The organism is Bacteroides sp. ZJ-18 (assembly GCF_011038705.2).
Taxonomy (GTDB): Bacteria; Bacteroidota; Bacteroidia; order Bacteroidales; family Bacteroidaceae; genus Bacteroides; species Bacteroides hominis.
Genome location: NZ_CP072198.1, coordinates 478,513 through 497,175 on the forward strand (window position 1 = coordinate 478,513; position 18,663 = coordinate 497,175).

13 protein-coding genes are annotated in these 18,663 nt (G+C 45.2%); 12 read left to right on the forward strand and 1 reads right to left on the reverse strand.

The window, feature by feature from the left end; genetic code table 11:
• Nucleotides 1-275: 275 nt before the first annotated feature.
• Entirely contained in the window at nt 276-2,801 is a 2,526-nt protein-coding gene (locus tag G7Y45_RS02130; RefSeq protein WP_165017294.1) for an alpha/beta fold hydrolase, read from the reverse strand.
• Between the two features lie 126 nt (nt 2,802-2,927).
• On the opposite strand from G7Y45_RS02130, the gene G7Y45_RS02135 reads away from it, so the two are divergent.
• From G7Y45_RS02135 to G7Y45_RS02190, 12 genes are all read left to right on the forward strand, one after another.
• Nucleotides 2,928-3,488, forward strand: a complete 561-nt coding sequence (locus G7Y45_RS02135) for an NUDIX hydrolase (protein WP_005811532.1) — start codon at nt 2,928-2,930, stop codon at nt 3,486-3,488.
• 264 nt (nt 3,489-3,752) lie between these two features.
• Nucleotides 3,753-4,775, forward strand: a complete 1,023-nt coding sequence (locus tag G7Y45_RS02140; RefSeq protein ID WP_044300914.1) for a sensor histidine kinase — start codon at nt 3,753-3,755, stop codon at nt 4,773-4,775.
• Nucleotides 4,776-4,783: 8 nt separating this feature from the next.
• Complete coding sequence (locus G7Y45_RS02145; protein WP_165017297.1) at nt 4,784-5,539, forward strand: LytTR family DNA-binding domain-containing protein; 756 nt, start codon at nt 4,784-4,786, stop codon at nt 5,537-5,539.
• 23 nt (nt 5,540-5,562) lie between these two features.
• Complete coding sequence (locus G7Y45_RS02150; protein ID WP_044300912.1) at nt 5,563-7,068, forward strand: 4Fe-4S binding protein; 1,506 nt, start codon at nt 5,563-5,565, stop codon at nt 7,066-7,068.
• Nucleotides 7,069-7,090: 22 nt separating this feature from the next.
• Nucleotides 7,091-8,473, forward strand: a complete 1,383-nt coding sequence (locus tag G7Y45_RS02155; RefSeq protein WP_032531586.1) for an aldo/keto reductase — start codon at nt 7,091-7,093, stop codon at nt 8,471-8,473.
• Nucleotides 8,473-10,770: a TonB-dependent receptor domain-containing protein gene (locus tag G7Y45_RS02160; protein ID WP_165017299.1), complete on the forward strand. Its 2,298-nt coding sequence runs from the start codon at nt 8,473-8,475 to the stop codon at nt 10,768-10,770. The genes G7Y45_RS02155 and G7Y45_RS02160 overlap by 1 nt, the downstream gene beginning before the upstream one ends.
• Before the next feature lie 15 nt (nt 10,771-10,785).
• Nucleotides 10,786-11,298: an ECF transporter S component gene (locus G7Y45_RS02165; protein WP_165017302.1), complete on the forward strand. Its 513-nt coding sequence runs from the start codon at nt 10,786-10,788 to the stop codon at nt 11,296-11,298.
• 300 nt (nt 11,299-11,598) lie between these two features.
• Nucleotides 11,599-12,588 (forward strand): metallophosphoesterase, encoded by a 990-nt coding sequence (locus G7Y45_RS02170; protein ID WP_165017305.1) that lies wholly within the window; start codon nt 11,599-11,601, stop codon nt 12,586-12,588.
• A 48-nt stretch (nt 12,589-12,636) separates the two neighbouring features.
• Complete coding sequence (locus tag G7Y45_RS02175; protein ID WP_165017308.1) at nt 12,637-14,388, forward strand: DUF4091 domain-containing protein; 1,752 nt, start codon at nt 12,637-12,639, stop codon at nt 14,386-14,388.
• Nucleotides 14,389-14,397: 9 nt separating this feature from the next.
• Nucleotides 14,398-15,480, forward strand: coding sequence for an SGNH/GDSL hydrolase family protein (locus G7Y45_RS02180; RefSeq protein ID WP_032539230.1), 1,083 nt, complete (start codon nt 14,398-14,400; stop codon nt 15,478-15,480).
• A gap of 65 nt (nt 15,481-15,545) precedes the next feature.
• Nucleotides 15,546-16,439 (forward strand): alkaline phosphatase family protein, encoded by an 894-nt coding sequence (locus G7Y45_RS02185; protein WP_165017310.1) that lies wholly within the window; start codon nt 15,546-15,548, stop codon nt 16,437-16,439.
• A 10-nt stretch (nt 16,440-16,449) separates the two neighbouring features.
• The gene (locus tag G7Y45_RS02190; protein ID WP_165017313.1) at nt 16,450-18,663 is read left to right on the forward strand and encodes an alpha-L-fucosidase; all 2,214 of its coding nucleotides are present in this window, start codon (nt 16,450-16,452) and stop codon (nt 18,661-18,663) included.

Here is an 18,663-nt window from a genome sequence, read left to right on the forward strand (position 1 = left end):
ACCCCGACACATGGATAAGTAAGCCCGTACCAATACAGATACAGGCTGCACTCATCCGGTGTGTCTTATAAATCGCTACATTTTAATCCACCGAAGAGAACTGCGTATTTATGGGCATAAAAATGTTTATGCCAACCATAGTTCTACTGCAAAGATACGTTTTTTCTGAACAAAACAACAAACAATAATGAATGTTTTTCAGAAAAGCATTTATCTATCTGCAAGAAGATTATGCGGATGGCAGGATATGCTCAATCAAACGCAACCTAACTTTACTATTCATTTACCACAAACTGTCTGATCTGGCAGGCCGTACCCTTACTTTGCAGATGATGATCTTTTGACATCCTGAGCATCAGACGATGTTTGCCTTTCGGCAACTCCGTATCGAACATATATACCCAAGGAATATACAGTCCGCCGCTCCAAGCCGTAAACGTATCCAACTTTTTAAACGGAGCACCGTCAATACTATATTCCAGAATCCCGGCAGCCGGACCACTTACACAGAAGATACCGACAGCCGTCCCTTCAAAGTCGAGTGTCAGTTTCGCTCCGGGACGATCGGTTTCAAGCATGGGCACATCGACAAAGCCCGGACGCGTTTCGGCAATAAGGCGCGGAGTCCACGAAGGGACTAACTGCCAGCCTTTATTTATATGAGCTTGCCGGATGTCGACCAACTTGCCATTTGTATAACTATATCCGTCCAGCGGCACGGCAGGAAGCACATGAGGCTTGACGGCAGTTCCGGCAGCAACACAAGAAGCATACATTTCATCGAGCACCTTATTTATCGTAGCCACATAATAAGCATGCCCCAAAGGTTTGGGATGCGTACCGCCAAACTGTTCCCAATTGAATTCACCTTCCCGCATACGGGCGGCGATTTCTGTAGCGAGGTTGACGGAAGGGACCAGATAATGGTTCGCCACCCGTTCGTGATTCAGAATCACATCGGGCATCTGACCTCCGTCCAGTTTCGGGATGAAAGGATCGTAGATAAAATGCAGCATCATGATATCCATAGACGGATTGGAAAGCAAAGCATGGCGTACGATACCTTCCATTCCTCTTACCTGCTCAATGGCATTAAAGCCGTTGGTATCATCGTTCACCGCCGCTTCCACAAAAAGCAGATCGACTTTGGCCTTGGACAACACATCGTCCGCCAAGCGGAATGCTCCGGGCGTACTGCCCGTAGAAGGAATCCCGGCATCGATAAAGGTAAACTTTGTATAAGGGAAACGCTGCTTCAAATCTTCACAAATCATATCCCTCCATCCCTTCATTTCTGTGATGGAACCTCCCAGAAAAGCAACCGTACCAACACGTTCTTTCTCAAACATCTGATACGAGTTACGATAGTCCCCTCTTAATGTATAGCATTGTTTGGCTTCATAACCCGGCTGATGGCGGATAATAAAGTCGACCACCGGAGCAGGATCTGACAAACTATGCGGATGATGATCCACTCCTGGTTTCAAGATAAGTTCGAATGGAGCCCCCATGGCTGTATATCGTTGGCGGACAATAGCCGAGTTCTCTGAAAACGGCACTACCTTGTCACTGTCTCCACATACACAGATCACCGGAATCCTCGCATCCGCCAAAGGTTTCAGCCGGTCAATCGGATTACCGGAAAATGAATTCATCTGATCATCCGTCAGCCCCCATTCCTCTAACAGACCTTTCCATAGTCCGGCATTCTCAGGCGAACGTCCCGGCCAACTGAATACGTTACAAACCGGAGCATCCACATAGATACAGGCCACTTTATCCGGATGATCGGCCGCCCAATTATAAGCAAACAGACCTCCACGACTGAAACCCTCAAGCGTTACTTTGGGAGATAGTCCATACATACGTACCATATTCCAATAAAAATCAGTACCGGACTTCCGGGCACGGGGACTTCCATAAAGATGAGTCAGATCATAATATGCCACATGAAAACCACGCCTCAACAATTCTTCATCAACTGAAGCAAAAGCACCGAAAAAAGCAGGACGCCAGATCCAGGGATTGCCGGTTGCCGCATGTTTCGGGCAGACAACAATAGCCTCCCGATCCTGATAAGCAAAAGTATATTGATCGAACCCTTTCCATTTACCTTTAAGTCCCGGGAAGGGTTGAGAAACATGTGCTGGTGGTTCCTCGCCGGTCAGTTGCCGGTAAATGGCCTGTGCAATACGGACAGCAGCTTTTTCGTTGGGATGTACGTTGTCGGCAAAACACTCTTTCATCCCCGTTAACGGAGTATGCAGATCGATTACTTTCAATCCGTATTTGGCAGCCAACCGGTTGATAACCGGCATCACTCCATGAACAATGATACTATCATTGATGCCCCACTGGACAGCGTATGCGGGAATAGGATAACATAAATAAATTTCCGGCTTCGACGGTAATGCCCGAAGCGTTCGGATCATCGTCTCCATATCTTTCTTAAAATCGGATTTATATCGCCAGTTCTGAGGTTTCGTATCATTGGTCCCCAATTTAATAGTCACAATATCGGGATTATAGTCCAATGCTTGCCGATAGCGCTCTTCCTTCATATAGGGATTGTCCCCTTTCATCAGCATGGTGCGGGCACTGACTCCAAAGTTCCGGACCTCATAACCGTCGCCCAACATCTGCCCCAGCACAGCGGGATAGCTGTCTTTAGCAGGATTACGTGTACCTACACCATATGTGATACTATTACCGATACAGGCTATTTTAATAACCTTTTTTTGTGCTGCTACATATTGCACGGCAATAAAAAGCAGGAATAAAGAGATGATTGCGTTTTTCATTATTCTGTTAGTTTATCCGCCCCAAAGATACACAACGGTTTTTAAACCAAAAAAGATACGTATGAAAACAATTGTTCCTGACAATTATTCTAATTACCTTTGCCAGCAACCGCTATCAATAAAACAATGGAAACAAAAGACGAAGCCTGGCAAGTAGTCAGCAGCAAATATCTATTTCGCCGCCCGTGGTTGACCGTACGGTGCGACGATATGCTTTTGCCTAACGGCAATCATATCCCAGAGTACTACATCCTTGAGTATCCCGACTGGGTGAACACTATCGCCATCACCAGAGAAGGAAAGTTTGTATTTGTCCGCCAGTTCCGACCGGGAATCGGCAAACAGCTATATGAACTTTGTGCGGGTGTATGCGAGAAAGAGGATGCATCACCGCTTGTTTCGGCACAACGTGAACTGCTGGAAGAAACCGGATACGGCAATGGTAACTGGCAGGAATATATGGTGATTTCGGCCAATCCAAGCACACATACCAATCTGACTCACTGCTTTCTGGCAACGGATGTAGAACGAGTAGACATACAACATCTGGAAGATACGGAGTCACTTACAGTGCATCTGCTCACCTTTGAAGAGGTACAAGAACTCCTGAAAAGCAACCAAATCATACAGGCATTACATGCGGCACCGCTCTGGAAATACGTAGCAGAACAAAAACAAATGAAATAAAACAGTTGTCCGGGTAGGGAGTTTCTTATCGGCCGTTGTCTTTATAGAAAAGAACCTATAAAACCAACAAACTATATGAAAGAGTTTATGCTGATCACTTCCCTGCTTTTGTCATTCTGCATTCTCATTTTATGCAGAGACTACATTGTATTTATGCTGAAAAAATGAAAAAGTTTCGCTTTTATGCCTCTTTTTTCGTTTTGACATGACATAACAAATAAGGAATCAATATTTTGCTTTTCTTTGCATTAAGAAAAAAGCAAAATGGATTCCTTTGATAAATACATATCACGAAACCTCCCATTGGTCAGCCTGATCAGTGCGGTTTTCATTATATATCCCAACATAGCTTGCATTCCATGGGAGCTAAACTCTCTGAAACCATCGGACTACCTTGGTTTCTTTTCTTATTTTATATATCGCTTCCTTTTCTTTTGGGGAATGATCGGTTTTCTGATAAACTACAATCTGCGCCAGATACCGACAGCACTGTTCCGCAAACGTCTGACCCACAATTTTCTGTTTGCACTGACCGGCTATCTGTTCTTCGCCTCCGTTTCGTACACCATTTCCTCGTATGGTTTCCATACTGATTTTCTGGGCAGTACCCTGATATCACAGTTCTTCACACTGTGCTTTTTATGTACACTGGTCGGATACATCTCTATGCTCTATACCCGGCAGAGAGAAAAAGAGCAGGAAATAGAACGTCTTCGTTTTGAGAACTTACAAAGTCGTTGTGACGCACTGGCCAATCAGGTAAACCCGCATTTCTTCTTTAACTCACTGAACGGAATATCTTCATTAATACGAAAAAAGAATGATGAAAACACGCTGATGTACGTCAATCAGCTATCTGATATCTTCCGGTACATCTTGCAAAGCGACCGGAAAGGGCTCGTCACGCTGAGAGAAGAACTGGAGTTCATCCAATCTTTCCAATACGTAATGGAGGTACGTTTTGCCAATAAACTGGTTTTTGCCATCGACGTAGCCGAAAGGCAAAAAGATTTGCTGACACTGCCTGTACTCTCACTACTTCCGTTAGTCGATAACGTCACCGTACACAACCGGATAGACAGCGAACACAAGATGGAGATCTCCATCCGGCTGAACGAGCAATCTGAACTGGTGGTGTCCAATCCCATTTACCCTAAACTATCCCCGCCCGACACAAACGGAACCGGACTAAGTAACTTGGAAAATCGATTCAATCTGTTAATGAATAAGCAAATCCGGGTGGAATCCGACGAAGAGACATTCCGGGTATATCTACCTTTAATATAGTAGTTGTTATGAAAGTACTGATTGTAGAAGACGAAACCGCTGCCTATGAAAACCTGACGGATATCCTCGCGGAGGTAGCCCTCGATATCCGGGTCATGGCCAATACAGAAAGTGTCACGCAGACTGTCGGATGGTTACAGTCAAATCCGGCTCCGGATCTGATATTCATGGATATTCATTTATCAGACGGATCGGCCTTTGCCATTTTCGACAGAATAAAGCTGGAGACTCCTATTATATTTACAACGGCTTATGACCGATATGCCATCGAAGCTTTTAAAGTGAACAGCATAGACTATTTACTGAAACCTGTCAAGGTGGAGGATGTAGAACACGCACTGGAAAAATACAGCAAACTGACCCGACAGGACCTTTTGCAATATTTGGCACAACTGACGCAGCTGAAACCCGCACCCAAGTACAAAGACAAACTATTGATTGCACATAAAGACAAACTGCTCCCGGTGAGCATAAAAGAGATTTCTTATTTCTACGCAACCGGTAAAAACACATATGTATGCCTGAAGGACGGCAACTGTTATCCTTATTCCAAGACCTTGGAACAGATCGTCTCCTCACTCAATCCGACAGACTTTATCCGGGCTAACAAACAGTTTGTCATAGCCAGAGACAGCGTAACGGATATAACTATCTGGTTTGACAGCCGACTGCTCATCACACTCGATACCGAAGTGCCGGAACGTGTTTATGTCAGCAAAAACAAAGCATCGGAGTTTAAGACGTGGCTTGTAAACGATAAATAACAAACTCAATAAAAACAAACGCAATGATACGAAAAATCAGACTAACATGTGGCATCATCTGCCTGACACTGATCACCCTGCTGTTCCTTGATTTCACCGGAACACTGCACGGTTGGTTCGGCTGGCTGGCAAAAATCCAGTTCCTTCCTGCGATACTGGCATTGAACATAGGGGTAGTAGCCTTTTTAATAATTCTGACAGCCGTATTCGGACGAATCTACTGTTCGGTGATTTGTCCGCTCGGAGTATTCCAGGATGTGGCAGCCTGGGTTGGGAAAAGACGGAAAAAGTTGCCTTACTCCTATTCTCCGGCACTCTCTTCACTACGCTACGGGGCATTGGCTATATTCATCATTACCCTGATAGCAGGAGTTAGTTTCATCGCAACTTTGTTTGCTCCGTATAGTGCTTACGGACGTATTGCAAACAACCTGTTCCAACCCATCTGGTTATGGGGAAACAACCTGTTTGCTCATCTGGCGGAACGAATCGACAGTTATGCATTTTATGACGTCGAAGTCTGGATGAAAAGTCTGCCGACATTTATCATCGCTGCAGCGACTTTCGTCATCCTGATTCTGCTGGCATGGCGAAACGGGCGTACCTACTGTAATACCATCTGCCCTGTGGGGACAGTACTGGGATTTCTTTCACGCTATTCTTTATTCCGCGTCACGATTGATACGGATAAATGTAACGGGTGCGGACTGTGTGCACGCCATTGCAAAGCGGCATGCATCAACTCCAAAGAACATACGATAGACTACAGCCGTTGTGTGGCTTGCATGGACTGCCTTGGCAAATGCAAGCAGAAAGCGCTCAGTTACCAATTACGAACAAGCAAAACAGGATCACCACAAGTGAAGCAGAATGCTCCTCTGGCTTCATCCGGCCAAGTAAATGAAGCACGCCGCAACTTCCTGACCGTAACGACAATGGTAGCCGCAACATCGGCACTCAAAGCACAGGAGAAAAAAGTAGATGGCGGACTCGCCACCATAGAAGATAAAAAAATACCCAATCGGCAGACACCCATCACACCTCCCGGTTCGTTGAGTGCGCGTAATATGTCTGCACATTGCACGGCCTGCCAACTGTGTGTATCAGCCTGCCCCAATCAGGTATTGCGTCCTTCCACGAAACTGATGAACCTGATGCAGCCCGAAATGTCGTACGAACGCGGCTATTGTCGTCCGGAGTGTAACGATTGTTCCCAGGTATGTCCGGCAGGAGCAATCCGCCCTATCACGGTAGCCGACAAGTCTTCGACTCAAATCGGGCATGCGGTCTGGGTAAAAGCGAACTGCGTACCACTGACTGACGGGGTGGAATGTGGCAATTGTGCCCGTCATTGTCCGACAGGAGCCATTCAGATGATTCTATCCATACCGGACCAAACAGACTCTCCCAAAATACCGGCAATCAATACCGAACGTTGCATCGGTTGCGGAGCATGTGAAAATCTTTGCCCGGCACGCCCGTTCAGTGCCATCTATGTAGAAGGTCACGAAAGACACCGTATCATATAACACATCCCAAAAGCAGAAACATATGGAAAAACAGAATAAGCATATAGACCGAAGAGGATTCCTCAAAATTGTGGGTATCAGCGCCGCTACAACAACTGCCGCTCTTTATGGTTGCGGCTCCGGAGATAAAGCCGGTCAGGGACGGAGTGCCTCTTCTCCTGTCCCCACAGATAAAATGACCTATCGCTCAGTCGGAGGAATCAAAGATCAAGTTTCTCTCCTGGGGTATGGCTGCATGCGCTGGCCTACAATCCCTTCACCGGAAGGGAAAGGAGACCTTATCAACCAGGAAGCCGTCAATGAACTGGTAGATTATGCTATCGCCCACGGAGTAAACTATTTCGATACATCGCCCGTATATGTACAGGGCTGGTCGGAAAAAGCAACAGGAATTGCCCTCAAAAGGCATCCGCGTGAAAAACTGTACATAGCAACCAAACTATCGAATTTTTCAAACTTCTCACGTGAAAACTCACTGGCTATGTATCACCAGTCGTTTGAGGATATGCAGGTAGAGTACTTTGATTATTATCTGCTGCACGCCATCGGTGGCGGCGGAATGAAAGTGTTCAACGAACGATATATCGATAACGGCATGCTTGACTTCCTTCTCAAAGAACGTGAAGCCGGGCGTATCCGGCACCTCGGCTGGTCATTTCATGGTGATGTCGAAGTTTTCGACCAGGTACTCGCCATGCATGATACGGTGAAATGGGATTTTGTACAAATTCAACTCAACTATATGGACTGGCGCCACGCTACAGGAAACAATGTCAATGCGGAATATCTTTACGGAGAACTGGCCAAACGAAACATTGCCGCTGTCATCATGGAACCACTGTTGGGCGGGCGCCTGTCAAATGTCCCTGAACACATCGTGGGACGACTGAAACAGCGACGTCCTGAAGACAGCATAGCATCGTGGGCTTTCCGCTTTGCCGGTTCACCGGAACTGGTACTGACTGTATTGAGCGGTATGACCTACATGGAGCACTTGCAAGATAACATCCGTACTTATTCACCACTGGTTCCTCTGACCGATGACGACAAGGAATATCTGGAAGAGACTGCGCAACTTATGATGCAATATCCTACCATCCCATGCAATGACTGCAAATATTGCATGCCCTGCCCATACGGCATCGATATTCCTGCCATCCTCGTTCATTACAACAAATGCGTAAACGAAGGGAATATTCCGCAAAGCCGGACAAGTGAAAACTATAAAGAAGCACGGCGCGCTTTCCTGATAGGCTATGACCGCAGTGTACCCAAACTACGGCAAGCCAGCCATTGTATTGGCTGCAACCAATGCACCTCACATTGTCCGCAGTCTATCCGGATTCCGGACGAACTGCACCGTATCGATCATTTTGTAGAACAACTCAAACAGGAAACGCTATAATGGAAAAGATAATCGATCTACTCCACTCCGGAGACTATTCCTGTGTGATCGGGAACGGAGCGGAAATACGCACCTTCACTCAGCGGGGCGTAGCCGATTTATACGATCTGTTCCAGCAAGAACCCTCTTTCATGGAAGGAGCCTGCATTGCCGACAAGGTGATTGGGAAAGCTGCCGCAGGACTAATGGTTCTGGGAGGAATCCGGCGGGTATATGCAGATGTCATCAGCCAACCCGCACTTACACTCCTGCATGATGCCAATGTTGAGGTTACTTATATCCGATTGGTGCCTTTCATTGAGAATCGGGACAAAAGCGGATGGTGTCCGCTGGAAACAGCTTGCCATGAAATCAGTTCTTTAGAAGAAATATTCCGGATCATTGAGAATTTCCTCTCCAAAATGAGGATGAAGAAAAATCTGCTTGGCATCCTGTTTGCCTGTACTTTTCTAAGTACCTCTTTAGAGGCACAAGTCCGGAGAGACACGACCCACACGACACAGAATTACGAGATAGATGGGGTAGTAGTCACCGGCACACGAAATGAAACTGACATCCGCCATCTGCCTATGACTGTTTCGGTCCTGAACCGCGAAACCATAGAGAAACGTTTAGAGCCTTCTTTACTCCCTATGTTGACAGAACAGATCCCGGGGTTATTCACAACCAGCCGTGGCATCATGGGGTATGGCGTGTCGAGCGGTGCGGCAGGTGGTATCAGCCTGCGTGGCATCGGAGGCAGCCCCACTACAGGATTATTAGTATTGATTGACGGACATCCACAGTACATGGGGCTAATGGGGCATCCTATTGCCGACGCTTATCAATCGATGCTGGCTGAAAAAGTGGAAGTAGTACGTGGCCCTGCATCCGTACTTTATGGTTCGAATGCAATGGGCGGAGTAATCAACATCGTGACCCGTCAGCAGCGGGAAGACGGAGTGAGAACGGGAGCCCGGCTGGGGTATGGCTCATATAATACATGGACGACTGAAGTTACCAACCAAGTAAAAAAAGGACGTTTCAGCAGTGTTATCACCGGTTCTTACAACCGGACAGACGGACATCGCCCCGATATGGAGTTTGAGCAATACGGCGGATATACAAGGCTGGGCTATGAATTGAACCGCACATGGAACATATCCGCAGATCTGAACCTGACGCATTTCAATGCCTCTAATCCTGGAACAGTCAGCACTCCGGTTTTCGATAACGATTCACGCATTACACGTGGCATGACTTCATTTGCTTTGGAGAATAAGTATGAACATACATCGGGGGCACTCAAGCTTTTTTATAATTGGGGTAAACATCACATTAATGACGGATACGGTACAGGCGAAGCACCACTGGACTACCGTTTCAACTCTAAAGACCGGATGACGGGAATTTCCTGGTACCAGAGTACTTCTTTATTTACGGGTAACCGGCTGACTGTAGGATTAGACTATATGCGATTTGGCGGTGAAGCATGGAATCGCTTCATTACAGACCGCCATAAAGAAAATATCTCGGATAAATCGGAAAATGAAATTGCGGGATACGTTGATTTCCGTCAGGCAATCGGTAGTCATCTGACAATAGACGCGGGTATCCGTGCAGATCATCACACTGTCTCCGGAACAGAATGGATACCACAAGTCGGCTTGTCGGTACAGTTGCCACACAACGCAAGCTTGAAAGCTATGGCCAGTAAAGGATTCCGCAACCCTACAATCCGCGAACTATATATGTTCCGCCCTGCCAATCCCGATTTATTACCGGAACGGTTATGGAATTACGAACTGTCTTATTCTCAACGACTGTTCGATCAAACGTTTTATTATGGGGTTAACCTCTTTTATACCAATGGTGACAATATGATCCAGACTATCCGCACAGACGGACGTCCGCTGAACGTAAACACCGGTAAAGTAGAGAACTGGGGAGCAGAAGCCAGTATAGCGTACCACATCCATCCTACATGGAACCTGACTGCCAACTACAGCTGGCTTCATATGGAACACCCTCTGGTTGCCGCACCGGAACATAAATTATATGCAGGAATTGATTTCACAAAAGGCAAATGGAATTTCTCCACCGGAATACAATATGTGGCAGGACTTTATACTGTAGTGAGCCCTGAAGAAAAGAAAGAAAACTTTCTTCTATGGAATCTTCGGGGTAATTATCGTATCTGCTCCATCGCCGGTCTGTTTGTAAAAGGAGAGAATCTGCTGGCGCAACGTTATGAAATAAATGCCGGTTACCCTATGCCGAAAGCTACATTTATGGGAGGAATCAACATTAACTTTTAATTATCATATCATAATATGGAAACAACATCTATCAAGCTTTATTCATTAAATTACAACGATGCCAAAACATATCTGGCAGCGATGCCGTTTGTCGTGGGAAATATGGCATTGCCCCAACTTTTTCATCTCATCCCCCAAGGGGGTATCACCTGGTTACCGATCTATTTCTTTACTCTGATCGGAGCCTATAAATATGGGTGGAAAGTCGGATTGTTGACAGCACTCTTTTCACCTGTCCTGAATTCATTGTTATTCGGTATGCCCCATCCGGCAGTTTTACCTGCTATCCTTTTAAAATCAGTGCTTCTGACTGTAGCGGCCGGTTATGCCGCCCATCATTATAAGCGTATCTCCATTCCCATTCTGCTGGTTGTCGTGTTGGCCTACCAAGTGGCCGGTACTTTGGGTGAGTGGATCATGGTCAAAGATTTCCTCAGTGCCGCACAGGATTTCCGTATCGGCCTGCCGGGAATGGCTCTGCAAATATTCGGAGGATACCTGTTTATAAGCCGTTTGATTTATAAATAAAAAGAAAGGCTTTCGCAACGTTAGCATTATCCGACTTAGGGTATCCGGTAAATATCTTCCGATCACAGTTAGATAAAGAGTAAGGCATCTGTTCAAATGGGCTTTACTCTTTATTTCTTCTACCGTACAGACAACAGTATATAATACAGCACCTCTACCATATTCCTAATTATACACTTCTTTGATGTATATAGTCCGTTTTGTATATATTTCCCCAATAAAGTCATTACCGTAAACAGTAACAGACAGATTAACTTTGCGACAATTATTGTTATCCATCCTATTAAAACTATTAAGAACATGAAACAACAAATCTGTACTATTACAAAGTATATCCTATTTGCTTTGTTAACATTCAACTTCACTGCTTGCAAACAACAAGAAGAGAAAACTCTTACTTTTGCCATTGCGTCAGACTTCCATGCGCAAGATGTACCCGACGGAAAAGAGCGGATAGAAGCTTTTATCAAAGCCGCAAAAGATAATAATGTGGATTTTATTATTGAATTAGGTGATTTCATCCGTTTGGATAGTGCTTCAATACCTTATTTAAATGCTTGGAACAGCTTTACGGGTGACAAATATCATGTGATAGGGAATCACGACATGGATCGGTATTCTCCTGAAGAATACGTAAAAGGCAGAAATATGCCGGGACGGTACTATTCATTCGACAAAGGAGATTTCCATTTCATCGTCCTGGACGGAAATAACCTCTACGACGGTAAGAAATATACTCATTATTCTAAAGCCAACTATTATGTCGATGCCCAAAAACGCGCATTTGTAGATCCGGAGCAATTGGAGTGGTTAAAAAAGGATTTGAAAGCCACAGACAAGAAATGTATCTTATTCTCTCATCAAAGCATCGAAAAAGCGATGAACAATAAAGAAGTCGTACGCCAGATTCTGGAGGACGAAAACAAACACGCGGGCTTTAAGAAAGTGGTACTGGCATTCAGCGGACATAATCATAGCAACTATACTGAAGAAATAAACGGAATCACTTACATGCAGATGAACAGTGCATCGTATGTATGGATAGGCGAACCGACACAGACAGAGAAACGTTATCCGGAAGAAATAAATAAAAAATACGGAATCTTACAATATTCAATGACTTACACCCAACCTTTATATGCTATTGTAAGCTTGAATAGTAAGGGAGCAAAAGTAAAAGGGACAAAAGCTGATTTTATTCCTCCTACACCAAAAGACCTAAATATGAAAGACTCAATTGACACTTTCCCCTTGGTGTCAGTTATAGAAGATGCAGACATAAAATTCTAAAAATATACCTTTAACTCCCCTTTTATCGCTAAAAGAAATAGAACAAAAATGAAAAAAGTCATTTTATTAAGTGTCTTATTATTATCTGTCATCACACTTAATGCCCAGAAAAAAGAGACATATAGGGAATTGACAAATCCGGTCACCACCAACCCTGCACAATGGGCAAAAGTCAAGACTACGCAGGTGAGTTGGGGAAGCACGGATTCACGATATAAAAAAGAGGAACCGGCTCCGATCTCCCGTATACAAAAGAGCATGAAACTGACTGCCTGGAAAGGAGAGAAAGTTTCCGCACAGTTCGTTGTATGGAGCACGCAGGATGTGAATCACCTGTCATTCGTAATCAGTGATTTGCGATCAAGTAAGAGCAAGATCACTGCAACTGGAAACATACAGACCGGATTTGTACGTTATGTGATGACTGACGAACTAAACAAAGATGGCAAAGGGGGTTGCGGTTATCGGAATAAAGCTGATTTTGATTCGACTTTAGTTGCCGACCCTATCGATCATCATACCCACATACTTTCCATTCCGGCACGCTCTACACAGGCAGGATGGATTAGCATCCGCATACCACAACAAACTAAAGAGGGAAAGTATACAGGAACCGTTACCGTGAAAAACGGTGATAAAACATTATCTGAACTGCACCTGACCATCCATGTAAAAAACCGTACACTTCCTGCACCGTCCGACTGGAAGTTCCATTTGGATTTATGGCAAAACCCTTATGCGGTTGCCCGCTATTATGATGTGGACTTATTCAGTAAGAAGCATTTTGATCTGATGCGCCCCATCATGCAGCGATATGCCGATGCCGGAGGAAAAGTAATTACTGCTTCTATCATTCACAAGCCTTGGAACGGACAGACGTATGACGCCTTTGAAAGCATGGTGACCTGGCTCAAGAAGGCGGATGGAACCTGGTATTTCGATTATACCGTATTCGACAAATGGGTAGAGTTTATGATGTCACTCGGCATCAAGAAGCAGATAGACTGTTATTCGATGGTTCCATGGAAACTTTCATTCCAATACATTGACCAGGCAAGCAATTCATTCAAATATCAGAATTGTAAACCGGGAGAAAAAGAGTACGAAGTTTTCTGGGAAACCATGCTGAAATCGTTCGCGCAACACCTGAAAGAAAAAGGATGGTTCGAGATCACACATATCGCAATGGACGAACGCCCTATGGACGTGATGCAGGCAACATTGAAAGTCATTGCCAAGGCCGATAAAAATTTCAAAGTATCATTTGCCGGAACTTATCATGACGAACTGGTACAAGGACTGAACGATTACTGCATTGCCATCGGCGAAAAATTCCCCCCCGAAGTTATTGAATCGCGCAGAAAAGCAGGCAAAGTCACCACTTATTATACTTGCTGTACAGAACCCCGCCCTAACACATTTACTTTCAGCCCGCCCGCCGAAGCCGAATGGTTGGGATGGTTTGCCGCCAAAGAGAACCTGGACGGATATGTCCGCTGGGCATTAAATAGCTGGGTAAAGAATCCGTTGCAAGACAGCCGTTTCACGGCATGGGCTGCCGGAGACACTTACCTCATCTACCCGGAAGGGCGTACCTCCATTCGCTTTGAGAGGTTGATAGAAGGTATACAGGCATTTGAAAAAATTCATCTGCTAAAAGAAGAGTTCAAGAGGAAAAATAATCGTCAGGGGCTGAATCAGATCCATAAAATTCTGAAGACATTCGATGAGTTCGGCCTGGAGACCCGTCCGGCAGCAGAAGTCGTGAAAAAGGCGAAAGAAACAATAAACCACTATTAACCGACAGAGATGAAAAGAAATATAATACTGATATGCCTGATGTTCACTGCCTCAGAGATGTACGCACAATGGGAGTGGCATAACCCACAGGATAACCGAACCACCCCAGGTTCCGTTATCCAAAATCAAGGATGGAACGAAGACGGGGGCAATTATTGCCGTCTGCCATTACGAGCCAAAGCTAAAGTCAGAAAAAAAGTATGGAACCTTGCCGGTGAATCGGCCGGACTTGCCATCCGTTTTAAAACAGACGCGAAAGAGATCAAAGTAAAGTATAAAACAACAGGAAACTACAGCATGCCACACATGCCTGCTACCGGAGTTTCGGGAGTCGACCTTTACCGTAACTCAGACCGTGGGTTCTGCTTCGGCAGTTATTCTTTCGGAGATTCCGTCCGTTATAATTATCAGATAGACCGTGGCAACCTTTCAAACGGCGAACAGGAATATACGCTGTATCTGCCGCTGTACAATGGAGTGAAAGCAATGGAAATAGGAGTCCCCGAGGGTAGTAAGTTCTCTTTCATACCCCGGATAACCGAAAAACCGATCGTTCTTTACGGAACCTCCATTGCGCAGGGAGCTTGCGCGTCACGCCCGGGAATGGCATGGGGAAACATCGTGAACCGGTCATTGGAAATCCCTTTTATTAATCTGGGATTCTCCGGAAATGGAAAACTGGAGAAAGAAGTGCTCGACCTCATCAACGAACAGGAAGCATGTGCTTATATAATTGACTGCATGGCCAATTTAGGCGACTATGACGTGGAACAAATAAAAAAGCTGGTAAAGCAGGCTGTTCTTCAAATACGTGAAAAGCACGATACACCTATATTACTGGTAGAACATGCAGGATACAGCAATGGAACCACAAACCAAAAGCAATATGAAACCTACAGCCACACCAACAAAGGACAAGCGGAAGCGTATAAAGAACTGAAAAAAGCGGGAATAAAGGAGATCTATTACCTGTCAAGAGAAGAACTGGCATACGATCCGGACGCATGGGTCGACTATGTGCATCCTTCTGATGTAGGCATGATGCGGCAAGCGGCTGCCGTAGAAAAGAAACTCAGAAAAATGATTAAATGAAACATACTTCATCAGATCAGTAAAGATTCAATAAACAAAAAGATTACTTCTTTAAAACGACTGTCATGAAAACATTTTTATTAGTACTTGTATGCTTTTGCTCACTCACAGGATTTTCCGCTCCCAAAGCCAAAAGAGTAGTATTAATTGCCTTGGATGGAATATCTGTAGAAGGCTTTCAAAAAGCAAACACTCCGAATCTGGACGCACTGCTAAAAGAAGGCGTGCTCTCAATTCAAACCAGAGTAGTGATGCCTTCGGTAACCTTGCCCAACTGGACAAGTCATTTAACAGGCAGCGGACCGGAACAACATGGGATCGTAGACAATGGCTGGGAAATCAATAAAAAGAAGTTCCCGTCTGTCGAAACCGATGCCGATGGTTATTATCCGTCAGTATTCAAAGTACTGAAAGATAAGGTTAGCGGAATGAAAACCGCTTTCTACTACAATTGGATTAACCTATTTTATCCCCATAACAAAGCCTATTTTGATGAAGTCAGCTATCTGGAGAACGATGCTTACCTTCCCAATTACGACAAGGCTTTCGAGTTCATCGTAGAAAACCGGAAACAACCCACCCTCGTATTTCTGTATTCCGTACATACAGACCATGCGGGGCACAATCATAAATGGATGTCTCCGGAATATATCAAATCCATCGAAGAAGCAGATGTCGAGATAGGCAAATTCATCGAAAAGATGAAAAAGGAGAAGTTGTATGAAAGCACACATTTCATGTTTTTAAGCGATCACGGAGGAATTAACTATGGTCATGGAGGAATGAGTGTGAATGAAATGATCGTACCATGGGGCATTACAGGACCCGGCATAAGAAAAGATTTCAATATGGAAGAACCTAATAATACAGTGAACACCGCATCGGTTATATTGCGCTTATTTAAGGTGAACCAGCCACTTCCCTGGACAGGAGAAGTACCTAAATCAATCTTTAAATAACAAATACCCTATGAAGAAGTTATTATTATCCATTGTTGGTTTCATGGCTCTAACAAGTATCCAAGCGCAAAATGAAAATATACATTTTGCAAATACCATTGAGATTACTCCGGGAGACAGCAAAGAAACCATTATCAACAAGGCGGCCCACATAGTGCCTACCCCCAATCAATTAAAGGCATTGCAGAATGAATTTATCGCCTTCATCCATTTCGGACCAAACACGTTCACCCGCATGGAGTGGGGAAACGGTATGGAAGATCCGAAGATATTCGACCTTAAGGAACTATATACCGATCAATGGTGCGAAGCCATGAAAGCAGCCGGCATAAAAATGGTGATCCTGACGGTGAAACATCATGATGGATTTGTTCTTTGGCAAAGCCGATATACCAAACACGGTATCATGTCCACCACATTCAGAGATGGGAAAGGAGATGTGTTGAAAGAGCTGTCTGCATCTTGCCGTAAATACGATCTGAAATTGGGCGTTTATCTCTCTCCGGCAGACTTGTATCAGATAGAAAACCCGGAAGGGTTGTATGGCAACCTGAGCAAATATACGCTGAGAACCATTCCGCGCGAAGTTGCGGGAAGACCTTTTAAGAACAAAACCCAATTCAAGTTTGAGGTGGATGATTACAATGAATACTTCCTCAATCAGCTCTTCGAACTCCTGACAGAATACGGTCCCATCCATGAAGTATGGTTCGACGGAGCGCATCCCAAACGGAAAGGAGGCCAGACCTACAATTATCCTGCCTGGAAGAAACTCATCAAAACATTGGCACCCCAAGCGGTTATTTTCGGACGAGAAGACATCCGATGGTGCGGAAATGAAGCCGGAAGTACCCGATCAACCGAATGGAACGTTATCCCATATATGCAGAATCCGGATACAGCGTCCCATTTTCCAGACATGGAAGCCCAAGACTTAGGAAGCCGGGAACAATTATACAAAGGTAAGTTCCTGCATTATCAGCAGGCGGAAACCAACACTTCCATTCGCGAAGGCTGGTTCTATAGAGATGATACGCGACAGAAAGTGAGAAGTACGGATGATGTATTCGATATTTACGAACGTGCCGTAGGGGGTAATTCAACCTTTTTGCTGAATATTCCTCCCAACCGTGAGGGACGCTTCTCTCCCGCCGATGTCAAGGTATTGAAGGAAACCGGAGAAAGGATCAGGGAGACGTACGGCACGGACTTACTGAAGAATGCCAATGGACCGAAGGAGGTTCTGGACGGGGATGCCGGGACTTACATCCAATCAGCTGACGACATTGTGATTTCCATGAATGCCCCCGTTACATTCAACCGTCTGCTCATCCAGGAGGCCATCCGCACGAATGGAGAAAGAGTGGAAAGACATACGCTGGAGGCATGGAAAGACGGAGCATGGAAAGAGATTGCCCACGCCACCAACATCGGCTACAAGCGTATTCTGCGATTCCCAGAAGTGACTACCGATAAAATCAGGATTCGCATCAACGAAGCGCGCCTCACTCCCGCCATCAGTAACATCTCGGCACATTATTACCAATCCCGCCCCCCTCAACTGAGTTTTAAAAGAGCCTTGAATGGTATGATGACCATCGAGCCATTGCAACAGGAGTTCAACTGGAAAGCACATGGCGAAGACATCGCAAAAAATCTCAATGCGGGATTTAAGATCTATTATACCACCGATGGAACAGAGCCCGACACGAACGCTTCACTCTACACCGCTCCTTTCAAGATGGAAAAGGGAGAACTGAAGGCCGTAGCCATACTCAACCGCCAGAAGGGAGCTGTACATAGCGAACTGTCCGGATTGATAAAGCAAGGATGGAAGCCCTTGGAGAGCAGCAGCGGAACAGGCAAAAAGGAGATGTACAAAGCCTTTGACGCTGACCCGCGCACCTATTGGACCAGTGAAGAGGGGGTTCCTCCCACCCTCACTATTGATCTGGGAAAAGAAGAATCTTTGAGTGGCTTCGCTTATACTCCACTAAGAGAACACTCGAAAGGCATGATGGCAAAAGGCGATATCCTGATCAGCAAGGATGGCAGGAAATGGAAAAAAGCGGAAACATTCGTGTTCGGCAATTTAATCAATGATCCCACCAAGCGGTTTCATTACTTCAAACAAGCGGTGAAGGCACGCTACGTACGCATTGAAACAACCGAGATCGCTGCCGGCGGAAAGACGGTGACCATCGCTGAAATTGATTTATTCTAA